21 protein-coding genes are annotated in these 21,292 nt (G+C 66.7%); 13 read left to right on the top strand and 8 right to left on the bottom strand.

Annotation, left to right across the window (positions count from 1 at the left end; translation table 11 throughout):
* Nucleotides 1-45: 45 nt before the first annotated feature.
* The 5 genes from ACV17W_RS10590 to ACV17W_RS10570 form a co-directional block, all read right to left on the bottom strand.
* Nucleotides 46-1,008: a Nudix family hydrolase gene (locus ACV17W_RS10590; protein WP_462596374.1), complete on the bottom strand. Its 963-nt coding sequence runs from the start codon at nt 1,006-1,008 to the stop codon at nt 46-48.
* Nucleotides 1,001-1,870 carry an ATP-binding protein gene (locus ACV17W_RS10585; protein WP_462596373.1) on the bottom strand — a complete coding sequence of 290 codons (870 nt, stop codon included), beginning with the start codon at nt 1,868-1,870 and terminating at the stop codon, nt 1,001-1,003. Before ACV17W_RS10585 ends, ACV17W_RS10590 begins: the two co-directional genes overlap by 8 nt.
* Before the next feature lie 21 nt (nt 1,871-1,891).
* Nucleotides 1,892-3,118: a bifunctional glutamate N-acetyltransferase/amino-acid acetyltransferase ArgJ gene (argJ, locus tag ACV17W_RS10580; RefSeq protein ID WP_462596372.1), complete on the bottom strand. Its 1,227-nt coding sequence runs from the start codon at nt 3,116-3,118 to the stop codon at nt 1,892-1,894.
* A gap of 239 nt (nt 3,119-3,357) precedes the next feature.
* Nucleotides 3,358-3,855 carry a MarR family winged helix-turn-helix transcriptional regulator gene (locus ACV17W_RS10575; RefSeq protein ID WP_462596371.1) on the bottom strand — a complete coding sequence of 166 codons (498 nt, stop codon included), beginning with the start codon at nt 3,853-3,855 and terminating at the stop codon, nt 3,358-3,360.
* An 8-nt stretch (nt 3,856-3,863) separates the two neighbouring features.
* Nucleotides 3,864-4,763 (bottom strand): alpha/beta hydrolase, encoded by a 900-nt coding sequence (locus ACV17W_RS10570; protein ID WP_462596370.1) that lies wholly within the window; start codon nt 4,761-4,763, stop codon nt 3,864-3,866.
* A 195-nt stretch (nt 4,764-4,958) separates the two neighbouring features.
* Between ACV17W_RS10570 and ACV17W_RS10565 the strand changes: the two genes are divergently transcribed.
* The 13 genes from ACV17W_RS10565 (at nt 4,959) to ACV17W_RS10505 (ending at nt 18,246) form a co-directional block, all read left to right on the top strand.
* A complete protein-coding gene (locus tag ACV17W_RS10565; protein ID WP_462596369.1) occupies nt 4,959-6,122 on the top strand; it encodes an ABC transporter substrate-binding protein in 1,164 nt (387 codons plus the stop codon).
* 75 nt (nt 6,123-6,197) lie between these two features.
* Nucleotides 6,198-7,112, top strand: a complete 915-nt coding sequence (locus ACV17W_RS10560) for a branched-chain amino acid ABC transporter permease (RefSeq protein WP_462596368.1) — start codon at nt 6,198-6,200, stop codon at nt 7,110-7,112.
* Nucleotides 7,113-7,115: 3 nt separating this feature from the next.
* Nucleotides 7,116-8,069: a branched-chain amino acid ABC transporter permease gene (locus ACV17W_RS10555; protein ID WP_462596519.1), complete on the top strand. Its 954-nt coding sequence runs from the start codon at nt 7,116-7,118 to the stop codon at nt 8,067-8,069.
* Nucleotides 8,069-8,863, top strand: a complete 795-nt coding sequence (locus ACV17W_RS10550; RefSeq protein WP_462596367.1) for an ABC transporter ATP-binding protein — start codon at nt 8,069-8,071, stop codon at nt 8,861-8,863. Before ACV17W_RS10555 ends, ACV17W_RS10550 begins: the two co-directional genes overlap by 1 nt.
* Complete coding sequence (locus ACV17W_RS10545) at nt 8,857-9,561, top strand: ABC transporter ATP-binding protein (RefSeq protein WP_462596366.1); 705 nt, start codon at nt 8,857-8,859, stop codon at nt 9,559-9,561. The genes ACV17W_RS10550 and ACV17W_RS10545 overlap by 7 nt, the downstream gene beginning before the upstream one ends.
* A gap of 70 nt (nt 9,562-9,631) precedes the next feature.
* The gene (locus ACV17W_RS10540) at nt 9,632-9,955 is read left to right on the top strand and encodes a thioredoxin family protein (RefSeq protein WP_462596364.1); all 324 of its coding nucleotides are present in this window, start codon (nt 9,632-9,634) and stop codon (nt 9,953-9,955) included.
* Nucleotides 9,956-10,423: 468 nt separating this feature from the next.
* Nucleotides 10,424-12,772 carry a bifunctional salicylyl-CoA 5-hydroxylase/oxidoreductase gene (locus ACV17W_RS10535; protein ID WP_462596363.1) on the top strand — a complete coding sequence of 783 codons (2,349 nt, stop codon included), beginning with the start codon at nt 10,424-10,426 and terminating at the stop codon, nt 12,770-12,772.
* Nucleotides 12,769-13,557 carry an SDR family NAD(P)-dependent oxidoreductase gene (locus tag ACV17W_RS10530; RefSeq protein ID WP_462596362.1) on the top strand — a complete coding sequence of 263 codons (789 nt, stop codon included), beginning with the start codon at nt 12,769-12,771 and terminating at the stop codon, nt 13,555-13,557. Before ACV17W_RS10535 ends, ACV17W_RS10530 begins: the two co-directional genes overlap by 4 nt.
* Nucleotides 13,558-13,575: 18 nt before the next feature.
* Nucleotides 13,576-14,433: an enoyl-CoA hydratase family protein gene (locus tag ACV17W_RS10525; RefSeq protein ID WP_462596361.1), complete on the top strand. Its 858-nt coding sequence runs from the start codon at nt 13,576-13,578 to the stop codon at nt 14,431-14,433.
* A gap of 128 nt (nt 14,434-14,561) precedes the next feature.
* Nucleotides 14,562-15,731 (top strand): acyl-CoA dehydrogenase family protein, encoded by a 1,170-nt coding sequence (locus ACV17W_RS10520; RefSeq protein WP_462596360.1) that lies wholly within the window; start codon nt 14,562-14,564, stop codon nt 15,729-15,731.
* Between the two features lie 33 nt (nt 15,732-15,764).
* Entirely contained in the window at nt 15,765-17,405 is a 1,641-nt protein-coding gene (locus ACV17W_RS10515; protein WP_462596359.1) for an AMP-binding protein, read from the top strand.
* Nucleotides 17,406-17,414: 9 nt separating this feature from the next.
* On the top strand, nt 17,415-17,837 hold the full coding sequence (locus tag ACV17W_RS10510) for an acyl-CoA thioesterase (RefSeq protein ID WP_462596357.1): 423 nt from the start codon (nt 17,415-17,417) through the stop codon (nt 17,835-17,837).
* 4 nt (nt 17,838-17,841) lie between these two features.
* Nucleotides 17,842-18,246 carry a RidA family protein gene (locus tag ACV17W_RS10505; protein WP_462596356.1) on the top strand — a complete coding sequence of 135 codons (405 nt, stop codon included), beginning with the start codon at nt 17,842-17,844 and terminating at the stop codon, nt 18,244-18,246.
* A gap of 166 nt (nt 18,247-18,412) precedes the next feature.
* On the opposite strand, the gene hemL is transcribed toward ACV17W_RS10505, so the two are convergent.
* Genes hemL through ACV17W_RS10490 form a run of 3 tightly spaced genes read right to left on the bottom strand, consistent with a single transcriptional unit; the run spans nt 18,413 to nt 21,223 of the window.
* Nucleotides 18,413-19,696, bottom strand: a complete 1,284-nt coding sequence (gene hemL / locus ACV17W_RS10500; protein WP_462596355.1) for a glutamate-1-semialdehyde 2,1-aminomutase — start codon at nt 19,694-19,696, stop codon at nt 18,413-18,415.
* Between the two features lie 4 nt (nt 19,697-19,700).
* Nucleotides 19,701-20,426: a thiamine phosphate synthase gene (gene thiE / locus ACV17W_RS10495; RefSeq protein ID WP_462596354.1), complete on the bottom strand. Its 726-nt coding sequence runs from the start codon at nt 20,424-20,426 to the stop codon at nt 19,701-19,703.
* Nucleotides 20,423-21,223, bottom strand: coding sequence for a bifunctional hydroxymethylpyrimidine kinase/phosphomethylpyrimidine kinase (locus tag ACV17W_RS10490; protein ID WP_462596353.1), 801 nt, complete (start codon nt 21,221-21,223; stop codon nt 20,423-20,425). The genes thiE and ACV17W_RS10490 overlap by 4 nt, the downstream gene beginning before the upstream one ends.
* Between the last annotated feature and the right edge of the window lie 69 nt (nt 21,224-21,292).

Genomic DNA, 21,292 nt, shown 5'->3' with positions numbered 1-21,292 from the left:
CGCCCATGCGAGGCTGCCTGTTTCCGGGCAGCCGGTGCTGAAGGCTCAAAGAATGGCGCTTATGCCGGCCACGCCGTGCGCGCCGTGCCGTTGCGCTTCGGCCAGTGTATCGGCCGACTGGCCACCCAGCGCATAGACAGGCAGGCCGGCGTCGCGGTTGCCTTCGACGAAGCCCGGCCAGCCCAGCGTGGGTTGGCCCGGGTGCGAGGGCGTGTCGAGTACGGGCCCCAACACCGCGAAATCGGCGCCCAGATTGCGGGCTTGCACGACTTGGTCATTGTCGTGCGCGGACACGCCTACCAGGGCATGTTCGTGCAACTCGGGCCGCGCATGCAACGCCGCGGCGTCGGTCCAGCGCAGGTGCACGCCGTCGGCCTGGCGCCACCACGCGGCCGGATGCACGCTGTTGACCAGCAGCCTGGCGCCCGCGTCGTGGCATAGCTTGCCGATGACCTGCATGGCGTCGCGCAGCGAGGGCGCCGCGGGGCCATCGGGCCAATCAGGTTCTCGCAGCTGCACCAGTTTCAGGCCCCGCGCCAGTGCCAGTTCGAGGCGTTCGAGAAACGCGGGCAAGCCGGCGCGACTGCCGATGGATGAAATGCCATAGGTGTCCGGCAATTGCAGCCAGCGCAGCGGCGGCAGGGTGGCTGGAAGCAGGTCGCCGACCTGGGCCGCGTGCGCGGGCTTCACCCAGCGCAGTTGCTGGTCTTCGAGCCCGCGGGGCTCTCCCTGCCAGGCTGTGACCCGGCAGAACGCCAGTCGCACCGTGGTTTGCGGATACGCATGCACGTAGGTCACCCAAGGCACCGCGTGGGTGACTTCGATGCCGATTTCTTCGCGCAGTTCGCGCGCCAGCGCCTGCAGCACGGTTTCGCCTGGCTCGAGCTTGCCGCCGGGCAGTTCCCACCAGCCCGCCCACGGCTTCCCATCCGGGCGTTGCCCCAGCAGCAGCTGGCCATCGGGCCGCAGGATCAGGCCGGCCGCGACGTCGATGATGCGTTCAGACATGGCGGGCCGCCCAGTCGCGCGCAAATTGGTAGGCCACCCGTCCCGAGCGCGATCCGCGTTCGAGCGCCCATTGCAGGGCTTCGGTGCGGCTGGTGTCGATGTGTTGTTCCGGGCAGCCGAGCTCGCGCAGCCAGTGGCGCACGATGTCGAGGTAGTCGTCCTGTTTGAACGGATGGAACGACAGCCACAGGCCGAAACGCTCGGAAAGCGAGATTTTTTCTTCGACGGTTTCGCCCGGATGGATCTCGCCATCGGGCTGGTGCCTGGCCTGAAGGTTCTCGCTCATGTATTCGGGCATCAGGTGGCGCCGATTCGAGGTGGCATAGATGAGCACGTTGTCGCCCGACGCCGAGACGGAGCCGTCCAGCACCGACTTCAATGCCTTGTATCCGGCTTCGCCTTCCTCGAACGAGAGATCGTCGCAAAATACGATGAAGCGTTCGGGGCGCGGCGCGACCAGCTCGACGATATCGGGCAGATCGCCCAGGTCGGATTTGTCGACCTCGATGAGCCGCAAGCCCTGGTCTTCATAGGCCGCCAGCATGGCCTTCACCAGAGAACTCTTGCCGGTGCCGCGTGCGCCGGTCATGAGTACATTGTTGGCGGGCTTCTTGTGCAGGAACTGCTGAGTATTGCGGTCGATGATGCCTTTCTGGCGTTCGATATGCTGCAAGTCGGCCATGTCGATGCGGGCCACATGACGCACGGCGTCGAGCCAGCCTCGCGCCCCGCCGCGCTTGCGCCAGCGGTAGGCATGCGCCGACCAGTCGATGTCGGGCGGGGCAGCCGGCAGCCAGGCTTCGAGCTGGGCAAGCACCCGCTCGGCACGCTCGATCAGTACGGAAAAATCGGTAGCAGTCACTTCGGTTTCCGATGCAGGGGCTCAGGAACGGTAGTCGGCATTGATGCTGACATACTCGTGCGAGAAGTCGCAGGTGTACACGGTCTCGGAGACCTGGCCGCGAGCGAGCGCTATGCGGACACAGATTTCCGCCTGCTTCATGACACGCTGCCCGTCGGCCTCTTGGTAGTCGGGGTTGCGTCCGCCGTCGCGAGCCACCAGCACGTCGTCCAGCCACATCTGCAGCCCGGACACGTCCAAGTCATCGACGCCGGCGTAGCCTATGGCGGCGAGGATGCGGCCCAGGTTGGGATCGGACGCGAAGAACGCCGTCTTGACGAGCGGCGAGTGCGCGACCGAGTACGCCACCTTCAGGGCTTCTTCGGCGTTCTTGGCCTGTTCGACGCGGATCGTGATGAACTTGGTGGCGCCTTCGGCATCGCGCACGATTTTCTGGGCCAGGTCCAGCGCGGCCTCGGCCAGCGCGTCGCGGACGGCGGCGTAGTGCGGGTCGGCCTCGGAGCCGATTTCAAGACCCGACTGGCCGGTGGCCGCGATGATGAACGAATCGTTGGTCGAGGTATCGCCATCGACCGTGATGCGGTTGAACGACCGGTCGGCGATATCACTGGCCAGGGCGCGCAGCAGCGGCTGCGGGATGCCTGCGTCGGTGGCCAGGAAGCTGAGCATGGTGGCCATGTTGGGGCGGATCATGCCGGCGCCCTTGCTGATACCGGTGATGGTGATGGTCTTGCCGCCCACCTGCACGCGACGTGAATGGATCTTGGGCAGCGTGTCGGTGGTCATGATGCCATGGGCGGCATTGAACCACTGGTCGGCGCCCAGCCTGGACAGCGCGGCGGGCAGCGCGGCCGTGAGACGGTCGAGCGGCAGGGGTTCGAGAATGACGCCGGTCGAGAATGGCAGCACCTGTTCGGCAGGCACCCCCAGCAACTGGCCCAGCGCCACGCAGGTATCCTGAGCCTTCTTCAGCCCCTCGGCGCCCGTGCCGGCATTGGCATTGCCGGTATTGATCACCAGGGCGCGTATGGGGCCGCCCGTGGCAAGGTGCGCTTCGCACACCTGCACCGGCGCCGCACGGAAACGGTTGCGCGTGAACACGCCCGCCACGGTGGTGCCGGCCGCCAGCTTGAAAACAGTAAGGTCGCGTCGGTTGGCCTTGCGGATACCGGCTTCGGTAACGCCGATGTCTACGCCGGCAACGGGGAAAATTTCGGACTCGGAAGGGATCTGCAGGTTAACGGCCATGACTAAGTCTCTGTGGCTGAGGGCGAATTGAACCGCCGGGCGGCGGTGGAAGCCTTCTATTATCCCACCGCTGGATGGCGGGGGGGAGTGCCGGGCCGGCTGAGTTCTGTTGACGCCTTGGTGTGCTGGGCTTCTGGCCGGCCGAGGCCGACGCACGTGCGCCGCCCCGGGTGCCCGCACAGCGTGAGACGGGCCATCACCCAGCCATCACCCCGACCGCCAGCCCCTGCTGATGAGGTTCATGCCGCCCGGCGCGCCGCCCCACGCACCGCCACCACCTGCAATTTCAATTCGCCCAGCGCCTGATAGAGTGCGTCGCGGCTGGCGTCGGGCAGGTCGTTGAACATGGCCTTGACCCAGTTTTCGTGAGCCCGTGCCATGCGCGCGAAAGCGCGGCGCCCCTGCGGCGTGAGCTTCAGCACCGAGCTGCGGCGGTCGGATTCCATCTTGGTGCGCACCACCAGGCCTTCTTTTTCCAGCTGGTCGGCGATGCCCGTGATATTGCCGTTGGTCACCATCATGCGGCGCGACAGCTCGCCCATTTTCATTCCCTTGGGCGCCCGTTGCAATTGGGCCATCAGGTCGAAGCGGGGAAGCGTGGTGTCGAATTCGGAACGCAGCCGGCCGCGGATGTCGGATTCGATCAGGTTGCAGCAGGTCAGCATGCGCAGCCACAGCCGCAGCGCGTGGTGATCATCGGGCGCGGCGCGCGTTTCCAGGTCGGGAGCGTTGATCATGGCGGACTTCAGCGTTTGGACCGGCCGGCGGCCAGGCCCATTTGATGGAAGAGGGCACGCGTCAGCGGGCTGGCAGGGTCGTTCAGCGCCAGTACGATGTCGAAATGATTGTGGTCTGGCATCGGCACATGGTCCGCAGCCAGTCCCCGGCCGCGCCAGGCCCGCAGGAAATCGTCGGTCTGGCGCTTGAACTCGTCGGTTTCATTGCCGCCATAACTGGCCAGCAGCGGGCAGCGGGCAGCCAGCGGCTGCAGCGCGGGGCTGTTGCGCACGGCATCGTCCGGGCTCAGCCGCATCCACTCGTTGATATGGGTATGTACCAGCGGCCGCAGGTCGTACAGCCCGGACAGCGGCGCCGCGCCGGCCACCACATCGGGCGGGACGCCGTATTGGTCGTGCCAGCCGCCCACCAGAAGCATGCCCACCAGATGTCCGCCCGCCGAACTGCCCGACACATGGATGCGTCGCGGGTCGCCGCCATGGCGCGCAATATGCCGGTGCACCCAGGCCACCGCCCGGCGGTTCTGATCGACGATGTGGTCCAGCGTGACCGCCGGCGCCAGAGAATAATTGACCGTCACCACCACCGCGCCGGCCTGCGTGAAGGCAGGGGCCATGCAACAGGCGTCGTCCTTCGACAGCGCGCGCCAGTATCCGCCGTGTATGAACATGAAGACCGGCGCGCCATGCGCGGGCGCCGCAGGCTGCGCGGCAGCCGGGAAAATATCGAGGAGTTCGTCGGGATGGTCGCCATAGGGCACATCGGCCGCGTGCGGCAGGGCGGCGCGGGCGGCCTGGCTTTGCACCGCATATTGCGCCAGGAAAGGCTGCACATCGGGTACCGTGGCGCGGGCGTTGTACTGTACGTCGAGCGCGGCGCGGTCGTAGTGGCGGTAGAGGGCGGGCATAGTGGGGTGGCGCGAGGGATATCCCTGGTAAAAACCCTAGGCTTGTCTTGCAGAATACTTTAAACCTAAACTATGCGGGACGCCAGCCTTTGCCGCCTCATCCAGCCGATGTCGGGCAGACCGATGGTAACAAGCATCCGATTCGCCACATCGCATAACAACAACCGCTGCGCGCCACGCGCAAGGAGCTACACGATGCGTTTCCTGACTACCCTGGTGGTGGCCGCCGCGCTGGCGCCTGCCCTTTCATCGGCCGACACGATCAAAGTCGGCATCGCCAATGATATATCGGGACCTTTCGCCGCGCTGGGCGCCGAGGCTCGCGATGGTTTCAATCTTGCCATCAAGCAGCTCGACGGCAAGCTGGGCGGGCAGCCCGCCGAATTCCTGCAGTCGGACATGGGCGGCAACCCCGACCAGGCCCGCCAGCTGGTGACGCGGTATATCCAGCGCGACAAGATCGATTTCTTCACGGGGCCCATCGGCTCGAATGTGGCGCTGGCCGTCGGCCCCGCGCTGTTCGCCGCCAAGGTGCCGTATCTGTCGAACAACCCCGGGCCCAGCCAGTACGCGGGCGAACGCTGCAACCGCTATTGGTTCGGCACGTCGTACCAGAACGACGCCTTCCATGAAGCCGCCGGCAAGGTGGCGGCCGACCGCGGCTTCAAGAAAGTCTTCATCATGGCGCCCGACTATCCGGCTGGCAAGGATGCCCTGACCGGCTTCAAGCGCGGTTACAACGCCGACGTTGCCGAAGAGGTGTACACCAAGCTGGGCCAGATCGACTACGCCGCCGAGCTGGCACAGATACGCGCCGCCAAGCCCGACGCGGTGTTCATTTTCCTGCCGGGCGGCATGGGCATCAACTTCGTGAAGCAGTTCGTGTCCACCGGCCTGTCGCAAAGCGTCAAGCTCATCGGCCCCGGATTCTCGGCCGACGAAGACGTGATCCAGGCCGTGGGCGACCCCATGCTGGGCATGTACAACACCGCGCAATGGGCCCATGACCTCGACAATGCGCAGAACAAGCAGTTCGTCGAGGCATTCCGCAAAGCGTACAACGGCCGCTACCCGTCGGTGTATGCCGCCCAGGCCTACGATGTGATCATGGCCATGGACGCCGCTGTGAAGCAGGCCGGCGGCAAGGCCGGCGATCGCGACGCCATTGTGCAGGCGCTTGCCAAGGCCGACTACCCATCGGTGCGCGGCGAGTTCACTTACGGCAAGAACCACTACCCGATCCAGGCCTACTACCTGCGCGTGGTCGAAAAAGACGGTGATGGCCGCATCACCAACAAGCTGGTCGGCAAGGTGTTCGACAAATACCAGGACGTCTACGTCGATCAGTGCAAGCTGTAGTCCTGTGTTGCGGCGGGCGACGCCAGACTCGGCGCGCCCGCCTTCCCGCTTCTTTCGCGCGTTGACGGATCCTAGATGACCCTGGTTGTCGAGCAACTGCTGAATGGCCTGCAGTTCGGATTGATGCTGTTCCTGATCGCCGCCGGGCTGACCCTGGTTTTCGGCATCATGGACATCATGAACCTGGCCCACGGGTCGCTGTACATGGCCGGGGCCTACGTCGCCGCCGAAACCATGCAGCGGTCCGGCTCTTTTGTCGCGGCCGTGCTGGTCGCGGCGCTGGTGACCGGTGTGGTGGGCTTGCTGCTCGAGCTGGTGCTGGTGCGCCGCCTGGCGGTTCGGGACCATCTCGCCCAGGTGTTGGGCACCTATGCCGTCATTCTCATCGCCAACGACATCGTCAAGATGATCTGGGGCCCCGCCCCGGTCATGCTGAATATGCCGGCCGCGCTGTCCGGGCCGGTGCGGCTGCTGCCCGACCTGATGTACCCGGCCTACCGCCTGGTGATCATTGCGTGCGGCCTGGCCGCTGCGGTAGGGCTGTACTGGTTCGTCACGCGCACCAGGGCGGGCGTGCTGGTCAGGGCGGGCGCCTCCAATCGGCAGATGGCCACGCTGATGGGGGTGCGAGTGCCCTTGCTGTTCCTCGGCGTCTTCGCGCTGGGCGCGATGCTGGCTGCGGTGGCGGGAGCGCTGTTGGGCCCGATCACGGCGGTGCAGATCGGCATGGGCGAGGAAATCCTGATCCTGGTCCTGGTGTGTATTGTCATCGGCGGCATCGGCTCGATACGCGGCGCGTTCGTCGGCGCGCTGCTGGTGGGCATGGTCGATACCGCCGGGCGGGCTTTCCTGCCCATGCTGCTGCGCGAGGTGCTGCCGCCCGCCATGGCGTCGAGCCTGGCCGCGACCCTGGCGGCGATTTCCATTTACTTGCTCATGGCCGGCGTGCTGGTGTTCCGCCCGGCCGGGCTGTTTCCGGCGCGTGGTTGAATGATGCACCGATCCACTATCTGGACCCTTGCCCTGCTGCTGGCGCTGGCGCTGCTGCCATACGCGGCCCAGGCGCTGGGCCTGGACTTCTATGTGTCGGTGGTGCGGCGCATGCTCATCTATGCGGTGGCCGCGACCAGCCTGAATCTTATCCTGGGCTACGGCGGAATGGTCGCGCTGGGGCACGCCGCGTTCTTCGGCGCGGGCGCCTACGTGGTGGGAATACTCGACGCCTCGGGCGTGCACGGCGGGCTCGTCGCCTGGCCAGCGGCCGTCGCCGTGGCCGCGCTGCTGGCCCTGATGATCGGCGCGGTGTCGCTGCGCACGCGCGGGGTGTATTTCATCATGATCACGCTGGCCTTCGCGCAGATGGTCTATTACCTGTTCATCTCGCTGAGGCAGTACGGTGGCGAAGACGGCCTGAACCTGTCCGGCTATTCGCTGCTTCCCGGCGTCGACCTGGCCGACAGCACCCAGTTTTACTATCTGGTGCTCGCGCTGTTCGCCGTATTGATGTGGGCATTCGGCCGACTGGTCGATTCGCGCTTCGGCATGGCGCTGCAAGGCATACGCGAGAACGAATCCCGCATGGAAGCCCTGGGATATCCGGTGTACCGCCTGAAATTGGCGGCATTCGTGCTCAGCGGCGCGGTGGCCGGCCTGGCCGGGGCTTTGCTGGCCAACCACAATCTGTTCATATCCCCCAGCCTCATGCACTGGACACAGTCCGCCAACCTGCTGGTCATGGTGCTGGTGGGAGGCATAGGCCTGCGCTACGGAGGCGTGGCGGGTGCGGTGCTCATGCTGACGCTCGAAGAAGTGCTGCGCATGTGGACCGAGTACTGGCACTTGCCCCTGGGGGTATTGCTGTTGTGCGTGGTGTTTGGTGCGCCCCGCGGCGTTGCGGGCCTGGCGGCGCCCTGGTTCGGCGGCGCGTTGCGCCAAGGGAGGCCGTGATGGCAGACGCGCCCGTCACCACGGCAGGTCCGGCCCTGCAGGCCAGCGGCCTGGTGCGCCGCTTCGGCGCGCTGATGGCCACCGATCATGTTTCCCTGACGCTGGAACCGGGTGAGATCCATGCGCTCATCGGACCCAACGGCGCGGGCAAATCGACACTCATACACCTGCTGTCCGGAACCCTCGCGGCCGATGAAGGCAGCCTGGTGCTGGCAGGCACGGACGTAACCCGCCTGAACGCGCACCAGCGCGTGGCCGCGGGGCTGTCGCGCTCTTACCAGGTCACCAACATCTTCAGGTCGTTCAGTGTGCTGGACAATCTGCTGCTGGCGGTGCAGGCGCACGCCGGCAGCAGTTTCCGGTTCTGGCGTCCACGCGTGGCCGATTCTGCGCTGCACGATGCCGCACGCGAACTGGCGAGCCAATGTGCGCTCGATGCCAATCTGTTCGATCGCCCGGCCGCGACGCTGCCGCATGGCGAGCAGCGCAAACTGGAATTCGCACTGGCCCTGGCGGCCCGGCCCAGCGTGCTGTTGCTCGATGAGCCTATGGCGGGCATGGGACCTGACGAAACCCTGCGCCTCACCGAGCTGATCGAGTCGCTGCGGGGCCATGCGGCCATGCTGCTGGTCGAACACGATATGCAGGCGGTGTTCCGGCTGGCCGACCGCATCTCGGTACTCGTGTACGGCCGCATCATCGCCACGGGCACGCCTGCCGAGATCCGGGCCAACCCGGCCGTCCGGCAGGCTTACCTGGGCGAAGACGAGACACTGGAGCGCGCGAGATGTTGAGCATGAAGGGCGTTCAAAGTGGTTACGGCGCCAGCCAGGTATTGTTCGGCGTAGATCTCGAGGTGGGGGCCGGGCAGGTGGTGACGCTGCTGGGCCGCAACGGCATGGGCAAGAGCACCTTGCTGCGGACCCTGTTCGGCCAGCTTGCACTGCGCGGCGGTTCTATACATTTTGCCGGGCAGGACATCAGCGGCTGGGCGCCCGACCGCATCGCCAGGGCGGGCCTGGCCATTGTTCCCGAAGGCCGCCAGTGCTTCCCCAACCTGACGGTGCGCGAACACCTGAGCGCCTTCGCCGCGAACCGCAACCCCGACATCGTGCAGCCCTGGACGGTGGAGCGCGTATTCGAATTGTTCCCTCGACTCGCCGAGCGCGCGCGAAACATGGGCAACCAGCTGTCGGGCGGCGAGCAGCAGATGCTGGCCATCGGCCGCGCGCTGGTCACCAATCCGCGTTTGCTGGTGCTGGATGAAGCCACCGAAGGACTCGCGCCGCTGGTGCGCGAGGAAATCTGGTCGTGCCTGTCGACTTTGCGCAGCGCCGGGCAGACCATTCTGGTCATCGACAAGTACGTCGAGCGTCTGCTCGCCCTGGCCGATCACCATGTGATACTCGAACGGGGGCAGGCCGTCTGGACCGGCGATTCAGCCTCGCTGGACCGCGACCGCCGATTGTGGGAACGCTACCTGGGCGTGTAGGCGCGGTGGCGAGTGCGGGTACGATGGGGCATGCGGCTTGCTGGCAGCGGGCCCGTAACCTGGAGCCATCATGTCCATGTCCCAACGCTATGAACCCGAAACCCTGTCTCGCGCCGATGTCGACGGACGTCCCGGGCCCTTGGTGCTGGAATTCGGCACCAATTGGTGCGGCTTCTGCCAAGCCGCGCAACCGCTCATCGGGCAAGCCTTCGCAGCCTATCCGCAGGCCGAACACATCAAGGTGGAAGACGGCAGCGGACGCCCGCTGGGGCGTTCGTATCGCGTCAAGCTCTGGCCTACCCTGATCTTCCTGCGCGACGGGCGCGAGGTGGCGCGGCTGGTTCGGCCGGGCAATGCCCGGGACATCGTTCGCGCGCTGGGACAGATCAGCTGAGCCGTCCCCCGCCGGCGGGGCCCTGGCTGCGAACGCCGTTCTTCGGCGACTCGCCGGCGCGGTACCCGCGATCCCTCTCGAATCGGCCCCGGCCCGGGGCTCTGCGTGGCGGCCCAGTATCGCCAGGCACGGCACTTTCGACCCGAGTCGCGCGCGGCGGGCAGGGTTGTGAGATTCACCTCCCACGACGCAGGACCTGAGCGGTGCCGGTCGCACGGCCTGCCGCCCTCCCGTGAACCTCGGCCAGTTCGCCATGCGCGTCTCCCCCCCGCGGCGTCCTGCGGGCGTGCGGGGCGGGGCGGCATGCACGCTGCGTCGTGCGTTTCCTGGTCACGGTCTCGATGCCCCTGCTGGTGTAAACCCGCATCTGTTGCGCGGCCCTCGCCGGCGGTTTATAGTTGAAACCTAAACTAATTGGACGGCGGTCGATGCACTGCCGCCGCCCGGTGTCCTGGAGCGTGACGCGCAATGAAGATCATCTGCCTGGGCGGTGGCCCCGCCGGCCTGTACTTTGGCCTGCTGATGAAGCTGCAAGACCCGGCCAATGACGTCACGGTCATCGAGCGCAACCGGCCTTACGATACGTTCGGCTGGGGCGTGGTGTTCTCCGACGCCACCATGGACAATCTGCGGCAGGCGGACCCGGTGTCGGCGCAGACCATCGGCGACGCCTTCAATCACTGGGACGACATCGATATCCACTTCAAGGGGCGCAGCGTGCGCACCCGGGGCCACGGATTCATCGGCATCGGACGCAAGAAACTGCTGAATATCCTGCAGCGCCGCTGCGAAGAGGTCGGCGTGAAGCTGGTGTTCGAGACCTTCGTGCAGGACGACCAGGCCATGGCATTGCAGTATGACGCCGACCTGGTCATTGCGTCGGACGGCATCAACAGCCAGGTTCGCACCCGTTATGCCGACACCTTCCAGCCGGATATCGACACGCGACGCTGCCGTTTCGTATGGCTGGGCACCACCAAGGTGTTCGACGCGTTTACCTTTGCTTTCGTGCAGAACGAACACGGCTGGTTTCAGGCGCATGCCTACCGTTTCGAAGACGGGCTTTCGACCTTCATCGTCGAGACCCCCGAAGAAACCTGGCGGGCGGCCGGCATCGGCGACATGGGCCAGGAAGAGGGCATTGCCTATTGCGAAAAGCTGTTCGCGCCCTGGCTGGACGGCCACCGCCTGATCAGTAATGCCGCACACCTGCGCGGCGCCGCCATCTGGATCCGCTTTCCGCGCGTCATCTGCGACACCTGGGTGCACTGGAACACGCTGGATACGCCGCGCGGGCAGCGTCGCGTGCCGGTGGTGCTGATGGGCGACGCGGCGCACACGGCACATTTCTCGGTGGGTTCGGGCACCAAGCTCGCGCTCGAAGATGCCATCGAACTGGCGCGGTGCCTGGGCGGCGCTCAGGGCGGGATCGAGCAGGGCCTGCAGCACTATCAGGACGTGCGCAGCGTGGAGGTGCTGAAGATCCAGAATGCCGCGCGCAATTCCACCGAGTGGTTCGAGAACGTTCAGCGCTATGCCGGGCTCGAGCCCGAACAATTCGCGTATTCGCTGCTGACCCGCTCGCAGCGCATTTCGCACGAAAACCTGCGGCTGCGCGACGCCCAATGGCTGGAAGGCTACGAACGCTGGCTGGCCGCCTGTGCCGGGGTCGATACCGGCGACGCCCGTCCCCCCCTGCCGATGCTCACGCCGTACCGGGTGCGCAGCCTGGAACTGAAGAACCGCATCGTGGTTTCGCCGATGGCGATGTATTCATGCGAGCAAGGCGTGCCTGGAGATTTTCACATGGTGCACCTGGGGGCGCGCGCCCTGGGCGGGGCGGGTCTGGTCATGGTCGAAATGACCTGCCCCTCGCCGGACGCGAGGATCACGCCGGGGTGCCCGGGCTTGTGGACCGACGGGCAGGCGCAGGCGTTCGCGCGCATTGTCGATTTCGTGCATGCCCACAGCGAGGCGCGCATAGGCATCCAGCTCGGGCATGCGGGCCGCAAGGGGTCTACGCAGCTGGGCTGGCAGAAAATGGATTACCCGCTGCCAGAGGGCAACTGGCCGCTGTATTCGGCTTCCGCGCTGCCCTACCTGCCCGGTATTTCGCAGGTGCCACGCGCCATGGACCGCGCCGACATGGACCGAGTGCGCGACGACTTCGTCGCAGCCGCGCGCCGAGCCGCGCAGGCGGGCTTCGACTGGCTCGAATTGCACTGCGCCCACGGTTATCTCCTGTCCAGCTTCATTTCGCCGCTGACCAACCGGCGCACCGATGAATATGGAGGCAGCCTGGGCAACCGGCTGCGCTACCCGCTCGAAGTGTTCCGGGCCGTGCGCGAGGCGTGGCCGCAGGATAGACCGATGTCGGTACGCATTTCAGCGCACGACTGGGTCGAGGGCGGCATCACGGCCGATGATGCGGTCGAGATCGCACGCCGTTTCAAAGAGGCTGGCGCGGACATGATCGACTGCTCGTCGGGCCAGGTCAGCCCCGATCAACAGCCGGTATACGGGCGCATGTACCAGACGCCGTTCGCCGATCGAATCCGCAACGAGGCCGGCATCCCGACCATCGCGGTGGGCGCGATCTTCGAGGCCGACCATGCCAACGGCATCATTGCTTCTGGCCGGGCCGACCTCTGCGCGCTGGCAAGACCGCATCTGGCCGATGCTGCCTGGACGCTGCGCGAGGCCGCCCGCGTGGGCTACAGCGACACCGCCTGGCCGCGCCAGTACGTCGCCGGCAAGCGGCAACTGGAATCCAATTTCGAACGCGCCGCCAGCCTGGCGCAACAGGACGCCAAATGACACCTTCGACCTCTCTGGCCGGGCGACATGCCCTGGTAACCGGCGGCGCGCGCGGCATCGGTTTGGCCTGCGCACGGGCCCTGTTGCAGCGAGGCGCCTCGCTGACGCTGCTGGGCCGCGATCGCGCCGCGCTGGACGCCGCGGCAGGCGCCCTGCGAGCGCACGGCAAGGTACAGTCCGTCGCCGCTGACGTGGCCGACGAGGCCTCGGTGCGCGCCGCGTTCGATGAGGCCGCGCAGGCGGCGGGCACGGTGGATATTCTGGTCAACAATGCCGGGCAGGCCGTCAGCCAGCGTTTCGACCGCACTGATGCCGCGGCGTGGCACGCCATGCTGGCCGTCAACCTGACCGGCACGTTCCACTGCATCCAGGCGGCGCTGCCGGGCATGCTGTCCGCCGGCTGGGGCCGCGTGATCAATGTGGCGAGCACGGCAGGGCTGATCGGCTATCCGTATGTGACCGCCTATTGCGCCGCCAAGCATGGCGTGGTGGGCCTGACGCGCGCGCTGGCGCTGGAGGTCGCGCGCCAAGGGGTTACCGTCAATGCCGTGTGCCCGGGCTTCACCGACACTGACATCGTGCGCGGCGCGGTGGACAACATCGTGCAGAAAACCGGCCGTAGCGCCGAGCAGGCGCGTGCCGAGCTGGCCGCGCGCAACCCCCAAGGCCGTCTGGTGCGGCCCGACGAAGTCGCCGAGGCCGTCGCCTGGCTGGCCTTGCCCGCGTCCGCATCCATCAATGGCCAGGCCATCGCCGTCGACGGCGGTGAAGTCATGACCGGCTGACCGGCCCCAGGAGACCCCATGAGCACTGCAGCCACCGAACACACCATGAAGCACCATCGGCGCCCCTACGCCGCCTATGCGGCCCGCACCTTCCTGTGGCAGGTGTCGGCCGATGGCAAGGTTGGCACCATTACGCTGAACCGTCCCGAGCGCAAGAACCCGCTGACCTTCGATTCTTATGCCGAACTGCGAGACCTGTTCCGCGGCCTGGTGTACGCCACGGATATCAAAGTGGTGATCCTGACGGGCGCGGGCGGCAATTTCTGTTCGGGCGGAGATGTGCACGAGATTATCGGCCCGCTCACGCAGATGAGCATGCCCGAGCTGCTCGATTTCACGCGAATGACGGGGGATCTGGTGAAGGCGATGCGCGCCTGCCCGCAGCCCATCGTGGCCGCGGTAGATGGCGTGTGCGCCGGCGCGGGCGCCATGATGGCCCTGGCCTCCGACCTCAGGCTGGGCACGCCGGCGGCGCGTACGGCCTTCCTGTTCACGCGCGTCGGGCTGGCCGGCGCAGACATGGGCGCCTGCACCCTGCTGCCACGGGTGATCGGCCAGGGCAGGGCCTCCGAGCTGCTGTACACAGGGCGAGCCATGAGCGCCGACGAGGCTCTGCAGTGGGGCTTCTTCAACAGCCTGCACGACGGCGGGTCGCTGCCGGACGCCGCCCAGGCACTGGCGGCGCAATTGGCGGCGGGGCCGACTTTCGCGCATGGCATCACCAAGAAACTGCTGCACCAGGAATGGAACATGGGAGTGGACGAAGCCATCGAGGCCGAGGCCGAGGCCCAGGCCATCTGCATGCAGACCCGCGACTTCCGGCGAGCCTACGAGGCCTTCGTCGCCAAGCGCAAACCCGTATTCGAAGGAGACTGACATGAAACCCGCCCTCGAAGCGATGCGCATTGCCCCCGCCCGGGAGCGCCGCCATCGCGCACGCAGGCCCGCCGCGGCGGATTTGTCGCGAGCCGCTCGCGTTGTGTCTGGCAACCTGGAGCCCTGATATGGCAGATACCACGTGGCTGGACTGGCCTTTTTTCGACGATCACCATCGCGACCGGGCGGCGGAGCTCGAGGCCTGGTGCATCGACGCTCTGGCGCACATCGATCATCACGATACCGATGCAGCGTGCCGCAAGTTGGTGGCGGCCCTGGGCCAGGCCGGCTGGTTGCGCTATTGCGTACCCGCGGGGCCTGATGGCGCCTGGGGTGGCGCGTTGCCGCAGGTGGACTCGCGAATGGTCTGCATATTGCGCGAAACCCTGGCGCGGCACGATGGCCTCGCGGATTTCGCGCTGGCGATGCAGGGGTTGGGCAGCGGCGCCATTGCGCTGATGGGTTCCGAAGAGCTGCGCCGGCAGTATCTGCCGCGCGTCGCCAGCGGGCAGGCCATCGCCGCCTTCGCGCTGTCCGAGCCCGATGCCGGTTCCGATGTGGCGGCCCTGACATGTTCGGCGCGGCTCGAGGGCGATCACTACGTGCTCGATGGCGCCAAGACCTGGATATCCAATGGCGGCATCGCCGATTTCTATTGCGTGTTTGCGCGCACCGGCGAGCAGCCGGGTGCACGGGGTATCAGTGCATTCATTGTCGATGCGGACACCCCGGGCCTCGAGATCGCCGAGCGCATCGAAGTGATGGCACCCCATCCGCTGGCCACGCTGGCATTCGATGGCTGCCGGGTGCCCGTCAGCCACCGCCTGGGCGATGCCGGGCAGGGCTTCAAACTGGCCATGATGACGCTGGACATTTTTCGCGCTTCGGTGGCTGCTGCCGCGCTGGGCTTCGCCCGCCGCGCCCTGGATGAAGCCTTGCAGCGCTCCCGCGGCAGGCGCATGTTCGGCCAGGCATTGGCCGACCTGCAGCTGACACAGGCCGCGCTGGGCGACATGGCCACGGCGGTCGATTCGTCAGCCCTGCTCACCTACCGCGCCGCCTGGCTGCGCGACGTAAAAGGCGTGCGCACCACGCGTGAGGCGGCCATGGCCAAGATGGCGGCCACCGAGTCGGCCCAGGCCGTCATCGACCGTGCGTTGCAGATGTTCGGCGGCGCCGGAGTCGTGTCCGGCATGGCGGTCGAGAAGCTATATCGCGAGATCCGCGCCCTGCGAATTTATGAGGGGGCCACCGAAGTCCAGAAGCTCATCATCGCACGAGAGCTGCTCAAAGACTGACAGCAGCCCGCACGCACTGCCAAGGGGATTTGCATGGAACGCTCTGCCCACCTGGATACTTTCGCCCGCGATCATCTACCTCCGGCCGATGAATGGCCCGAGTTCCTGCTAGACAGCCCGGATGTGGCCTATCCGGCCCGGGTGAATTGCGCCGCCGAGCTGGTCGATGCCATGGTACGCAACGGATACGGGCCCCGTCCGGCGCTGCGCTGGCGCCGGGAAGGCGTGGCGGCCGTGATGACCTACGCCGAGTTGCAGGCCCTGACCAACCGCATCGCCCGCGTATTGGTCGAGGACATGAAGCTGGTGCCGGGCAACCGGCTGCTGCTGCGCGGCCCGAACAATCCGATGATGGCCGCCGCATGGCTGGCCGCCATCAAGGCCGGCCTGGTCACAGTACCCACCATGCCTCTGCTGCGGGCCAAGGAACTCAAGCAGATCATTTCCAAGGCGCAGGTCGCGGCAATGCTGTGCGACGCGCAACTGGCCGTCGAGGCGCGCTACTGCATGCAGCCCGACCATGAACATTACTGCGGCGTACTGCGTCAGATCATGCTGTTCAACGATCCGGCAGCCGATGCGCTGGACGCGCTGGCGGCAGCCAAGCCCGACGATTTCATTCCCTGCGACACCGCCGTCGACGACGTCTGCCTGATCGCATTCACCAGCGGAACGACAGGCATGCCCAAGGGCTGCATGCACTTCCATCGCGATGTGCTGGCAATGTGCGACCTTTTTCCGCGCCATGTGATCAAGCCGGAGGCAGATGACATTTTCTGCGGCACGCCGCCGCTGGCTTTCACTTTCGGACTGGGCGGCCTGTTGTGCTTTCCGTTGAGGGTGGGGGCGAGCACGGTGCTGGCCGAGAAGCTGACGCCGGACAGCCTGCTCGAATTGATCCAGGACTTCCGCGCCACCATCGTGTTCACCGCGCCCACGTTCTACCGCCAGATGGCGGCGCTTGCCGGCAAATACGACGTGAGCAGCCTCAAGAAAAGCGTGTCGGCCGGCGAGGCGCTGCCCGACGCCACGCGGCAACTCTGGAAGAAAGCCACCGGCATCGAAATGATCGATGGAATCGGCGGCACCGAGATGATCCACGTGTTCGTGTCCAGCCCGCCCGATCAGGTGCGGCCGGGCGCGATAGGCAAGGTGGTGCCGGGCTACGTCGCCTGCGTCGTAGACGAGAACATGCAGCCCGTGCCCCACGGCACGCCGGGACGGCTGGCGCTGAAGGGGCCCACCGGGTGCCGCTACCTCGCCGATGATAGGCAGCGCCGCTTCGTGCAACAGGGCTGGAACCTGCCGGGCGACACGTTCGTGCAAGACGACGACGGCTATTTCTTCTACCAGGCTCGCAATGACGACATGATCGTCTCGGCCGGCTACAACATTGCCGGCCCGGAAGTTGAGGATGCCCTGTTGCGGCACGAGTCCGTGGCGGAATGCGGCGTGGTGGGCGCCCACGACGAGGAGCGCGGCCAACTCGTCAAGGCGTTTATCGTGCTGAAGCCGGGGTTTGCGCCCAGCGCCGAACTCGCGGCTGAGTTGCAGGCCTTCGTGAAATCGTCGATCGCCCCGTACAAGTATCCACGCGCGATTGTTTTCGTGGATGCACTGCCGCGCACCGAAACCGGCAAGCTTCAACGCTTCGCTCTGCGATCGATGGCCTAGGAGCCCCCCATGTCCACGCCCTTCGCCAGCGAAGTAGAGGTGCGGTTCCGGCATTGCGATCCGGCAGGCATCGTGTTCTATCCGCGCTACTTCGAAATGATCAACGACTTCGTCGAAGAGTGGTTCGACAAAGGCATGGGCATGCCTTTCCATACATTGCACGTGAATCGCCACATCGGAACGCCGCTGGCGTCGGTGCAATGCGACTTCACGGCACCCAGCCGCTGGCACGAGAAACTGCGCCAGGAACTGTCGGTCCGGCGCATCGGCGGCGCATCTTTCGCGGCCGATGTGCGCTTCGCAGGGCCCGACGGCAGCACCCGGCTGAAGGCTGTCTTGACTATTGTGACGGTGGATCTGCGCACCATGCGCTCGACCGCCATTCCCGACGATCTGCGCCAGCGTATGCAGGCGTTTCTTATTACAGGATGAACCCATGCAAATTCTGCAACCGCCTAATTGGACGCCACCGCGTGGCTATTCAAACGGTGTAATGATGCAGGTCGGGGTGGGCGACCGCCTGGTGTTCGTGGGCGGCCAGGTGGGCTGGAACGGCCAGCAGCAGTTCGAAACCGACGACTTTGCCGGGCAGGTGCGCCAGACCCTGGAAAACATCGTGGCCATCCTGGCCGAGGGGGGCGGGCGTCCGGAACATATCGTGCGCATGAACTGGTATGTGACCGACAAGCAGGAGTATGTCGCCGCGTATCCCGAAATCGGCAAGCACTACCGAGAGGTCATCGGACGCCACTTTCCGCCCATGACGGCTTTTCAGGTGGCCGGGCTGGTCGAAGAGCGCGCCAAGGTCGAGATCGAGGTCACTGCCGTCATCCCGGCCTGAGTGCGGCGCGCTTCGCCGGAAACGGCAGCGATACCGTTCCCCGAAGGTGGCCGGGGCACGCCGCCGCCCGGCGCCGGCCAGTGTGGATCGGCGCCGGGCGCTTCCCGCGCGGGCCAGGCGGCCTGGCCGGGCGGACGAGGCGCGGATGAGGCGCGGATGAGGCCCTTCAGGCCTTCATGCTGGCGAACACCGCCTCGGCGGCATCGAGCGTGGCATCGATGACGGCGTCATCGTGCGTGGCCGACACGAAACCGGCTTCATATGCCGAGGGCGCGAAGTGGACGCCGCGGTCGAGCATGGCATGGAAGAAGCGCTTGAAGGCCTCTGTATCGCTGGTCGAGACTTCGGCGAACGAGGTGGGTACCGTGTCGCGGAAATACACGCCGAACATGCCGCCGATGGCGTCGGCGGAAAACGAAATGCCGGCGGCTCGGGCGCGTTCGCGCAGGCCATCGGCCAGCCGCAGGGTCTGCCGCGACAGGTTTTCATAGAAGCCCGGTTGCGCGATCAGGCGCAAGGTAGCCAGCCCGGCCGCCACGGCCACCGGGTTGCCCGACAGCGTGCCGGCCTGGTACACGCCGCCCAGCGGAGCCAGGTGCTCCATCAGGTCGGCGCGGCCGCCCAGGGCACCCACCGGCATGCCGCCGCCGATCACCTTGGCCAGCGTGGTCAGATCGGGCGTTACGCCCGACAGCCCTTGGACACCCTGCGGCCCCACCCGGAATCCGGTCATGACTTCGTCGAAGATCAGTACGGTGCCGTGCTGGGTGCAGACGTCGCGCAGGCCCTGCAGGAAGCCCTCGGACGGCTTGATGAGGTTCATGTTGCCGGCCACGGGTTCGACGATCACGCAGGCGATTTCCGGTCCGTGCTGCGAAAACGCAGCCTGTACGGCCGCCAGGTTGTTGAACTCGAGCGTGAGGGTGTGCGCCACGAATTCGGGCGGGACGCCGGCCGAACTGGGATTGCCGAAGGTCAGCAGACCCGAGCCGGCCTTCACCAGCAGGCTGTCGGAGTGACCGTGATAGCACCCTTCGAACTTCACGATCTTGGCACGGCCCGTGGCGCCCCGCGCCAGGCGGATGGCGGTCATGGTGGCTTCGGTGCCCGAGCTCACCAGCCGCACGCTTTCCAGCGACGGCAGGCGTTCGATCAGCACTTCGGCCAGTTCGATCTCGGCGCGGGTCGGCGCACCGAACGACAGCCCGTCGAGCGCGGCATCGCGCACCGCCTGCACCACGTCGGGATGGGCATGACCCAGGATGGCCGGGCCCCATGATCCGACGTAATCGATATAGCGCGTGTCTTCTTCGTCCCACACATAGGGGCCTTGCGCGCGTTTGATGAAACGCGGGGTGCCTCCTACCGAGCGGAAGGCGCGAACCGGGGAATTGACGCCGCCCGGAATGCTGCGGCAGGCACGATCGAATAACTCAGAATTACTGGACATGGCGTTACGGCTGGAAGTGAGAGGGTGCGTTGAAAGGGGCGGAACAGGCGATGGCGGCCTGCAGGATGTCGGGCGCTTCGAACAGCCCGTTGATCACGGCAATACTGTCTGCGCCGGCCTGCGCCACCTGCCCCGCGTTGGCAGGCGTAATGCCGCCGATGGCCACCACGGCGGCCCTGGGTGCGCCGGCGGCTGCCGCCACGGACCGGGCCTGCCCCAGCAGGGAAAGCGGCGCACGCACGGCAAGCGGCTTCGTGGACGACGGGAACACCGTGCCGAAGGCGATGTAATCGGCGCCTGCGTCGAGCAGCTCGCGCGCCCGCTGCAGGTCGTTGTAGCAGGAGGCGCCCAGCAGCAGGCCGGGGCCGGCTTGCGCTCGCGCCTGCGCCAGGTCGCCGTCGTCGCGGCCCAGGTGCGCGCCATCGGCGCCCACCTCGAGGGCGAGGCGCCAGTGGTCGTTGACCAGGAACACCACGCCCATTTCACGGCACAACGGCGCGAGCGCGCGCGCCTGCGCGGCGCGGTGCGCCTCGGTGGCGGTCTTGCGGCGCAGCTGCAGGGCAGTCATGCCGCCCGCGGCGGCCAGCCGCACGGCGTCCAGCAGGCGACCGGTGTCGTCCCATTCCGGCGTGATGCCGTACAGGCCGGCCGGGAAGCGCAGGGCGGGGGGCGAGACGTCGCCGTGCGGCTCGCCGGGGGTCGTGCCCGGACCGGAAGCGGGAGAGCTCATGGCGTGCCCAGGCGGTTGGGTATGCGCCGGCCCATGCCGGCAAGAAACGCCGCGCCCACGGATTCTTCGGCGTGGCGCAGGGCCTGCTCGACAGCCTTGGGCATGTCGAGCCCTTGCGCCAGCATGGCGGCCGCCGCAGTGGCGGCGACGCCGCCCGTGTCGGCATTGCGTTCGGGAGGCGCCTGCCACGGCCATGTTGAGGTCTGGCCGTCGGGGCCCAGCAGGACGTTGGCATGGTGGCCTGGCCGTACGGGCGCGCCCAGCACCAGCGCCCATTGGGCCCCGCCTGCCACCATGGCATGCATGGGGCTGGGCGCGTCGCCGATGTCGATGTCGCCGTCGGCGTGCCACTGCGCCAGCCGCATGTGTTCGACGACGACGAGGTCGGTTTGCGGCAGCACGAGCTCGAGGGTGGCGGCCAGCAGGTCGTCGGCGTCGTCTTGCGCGGCAGCGTCGTGCGCGGGCAGGTTGCGCTGGCCCAGATGCAGCACCAGCGGCACCTGGCTGTAGTCGGCGGCGACCTGGGCAGCGACGCTGGCGGCCTCGGCGCTGTATAGTCCACCGACCTTGATGGCCTGCACCGGCATGTCTTCGAGCAGGCAGCGGGCCTGGTCGTCGAGCAGTTCGGGCGGAGTAGGGTGGATTTCCTCGATGCCGGCAGTGTCTTGCACCGTCAGGGCGGTGGCCGCGGCCAGACCGTGGCACCCCAGTCGCGCGCAGGTCACGGCGTCGGCGGGCAGGCCATCGGCGCCGGATGGGTCGATGGGCCCGAAAATCAGGATGATGGGGGGAGTCAAGGGGGACACAAGCTGCGGCAAATGGAAGGGCGGGCACAGGCCGTGCTAAGGCTCTGCGGGCAACCCCTG

This window comes from Bordetella sp. MIP270_01_BMS (assembly GCF_054958705.1).
The sequence above is the reverse complement of the archived record's forward strand: the minus strand, read 5'-3'. Positions and strand labels throughout refer to the sequence as shown.

What these genes read in the sequence shown, in the direction of transcription:
- ACV17W_RS10565 (WP_462596369.1), top strand. Translation starts at nt 4,959, where the DNA reads ATGCGTTTCCTGACTACCCTGGTGGTGGCCGCCGCGCTGGCGCCTGCC.
- ACV17W_RS10555 (WP_462596519.1), top strand. Translation starts at nt 7,116, where the DNA reads ATGCACCGATCCACTATCTGGACCCTTGCCCTGCTGCTGGCGCTGGCG.
- ACV17W_RS10590 (WP_462596374.1), bottom strand. Translation starts at nt 1,008, where the DNA reads ATGTCTGAACGCATCATCGACGTCGCGGCCGGCCTGATCCTGCGGCCC.
- ACV17W_RS10520 (WP_462596360.1), top strand. Translation starts at nt 14,562, where the DNA reads ATGGCAGATACCACGTGGCTGGACTGGCCTTTTTTCGACGATCACCAT.
- ACV17W_RS10560 (WP_462596368.1), top strand. Translation starts at nt 6,198, where the DNA reads ATGACCCTGGTTGTCGAGCAACTGCTGAATGGCCTGCAGTTCGGATTG.
- argJ (WP_462596372.1), bottom strand. Translation starts at nt 3,118, where the DNA reads ATGGCCGTTAACCTGCAGATCCCTTCCGAGTCCGAAATTTTCCCCGTT.
- hemL (WP_462596355.1), bottom strand. Translation starts at nt 19,696, where the DNA reads ATGTCCAGTAATTCTGAGTTATTCGATCGTGCCTGCCGCAGCATTCCG.
- ACV17W_RS10550 (WP_462596367.1), top strand. Translation starts at nt 8,069, where the DNA reads ATGGCAGACGCGCCCGTCACCACGGCAGGTCCGGCCCTGCAGGCCAGC.
- ACV17W_RS10510 (WP_462596357.1), top strand. Translation starts at nt 17,415, where the DNA reads ATGTCCACGCCCTTCGCCAGCGAAGTAGAGGTGCGGTTCCGGCATTGC.
- ACV17W_RS10535 (WP_462596363.1), top strand. Translation starts at nt 10,424, where the DNA reads ATGAAGATCATCTGCCTGGGCGGTGGCCCCGCCGGCCTGTACTTTGGC.
- ACV17W_RS10545 (WP_462596366.1), top strand. Translation starts at nt 8,857, where the DNA reads ATGTTGAGCATGAAGGGCGTTCAAAGTGGTTACGGCGCCAGCCAGGTA.
- ACV17W_RS10525 (WP_462596361.1), top strand. Translation starts at nt 13,576, where the DNA reads ATGAGCACTGCAGCCACCGAACACACCATGAAGCACCATCGGCGCCCC.
- ACV17W_RS10515 (WP_462596359.1), top strand. Translation starts at nt 15,765, where the DNA reads ATGGAACGCTCTGCCCACCTGGATACTTTCGCCCGCGATCATCTACCT.
- thiE (WP_462596354.1), bottom strand. Translation starts at nt 20,426, where the DNA reads ATGAGCTCTCCCGCTTCCGGTCCGGGCACGACCCCCGGCGAGCCGCAC.
- ACV17W_RS10575 (WP_462596371.1), bottom strand. Translation starts at nt 3,855, where the DNA reads ATGATCAACGCTCCCGACCTGGAAACGCGCGCCGCGCCCGATGATCAC.
- ACV17W_RS10505 (WP_462596356.1), top strand. Translation starts at nt 17,842, where the DNA reads ATGCAAATTCTGCAACCGCCTAATTGGACGCCACCGCGTGGCTATTCA.
- ACV17W_RS10530 (WP_462596362.1), top strand. Translation starts at nt 12,769, where the DNA reads ATGACACCTTCGACCTCTCTGGCCGGGCGACATGCCCTGGTAACCGGC.
- ACV17W_RS10570 (WP_462596370.1), bottom strand. Translation starts at nt 4,763, where the DNA reads ATGCCCGCCCTCTACCGCCACTACGACCGCGCCGCGCTCGACGTACAG.
- ACV17W_RS10540 (WP_462596364.1), top strand. Translation starts at nt 9,632, where the DNA reads ATGTCCATGTCCCAACGCTATGAACCCGAAACCCTGTCTCGCGCCGAT.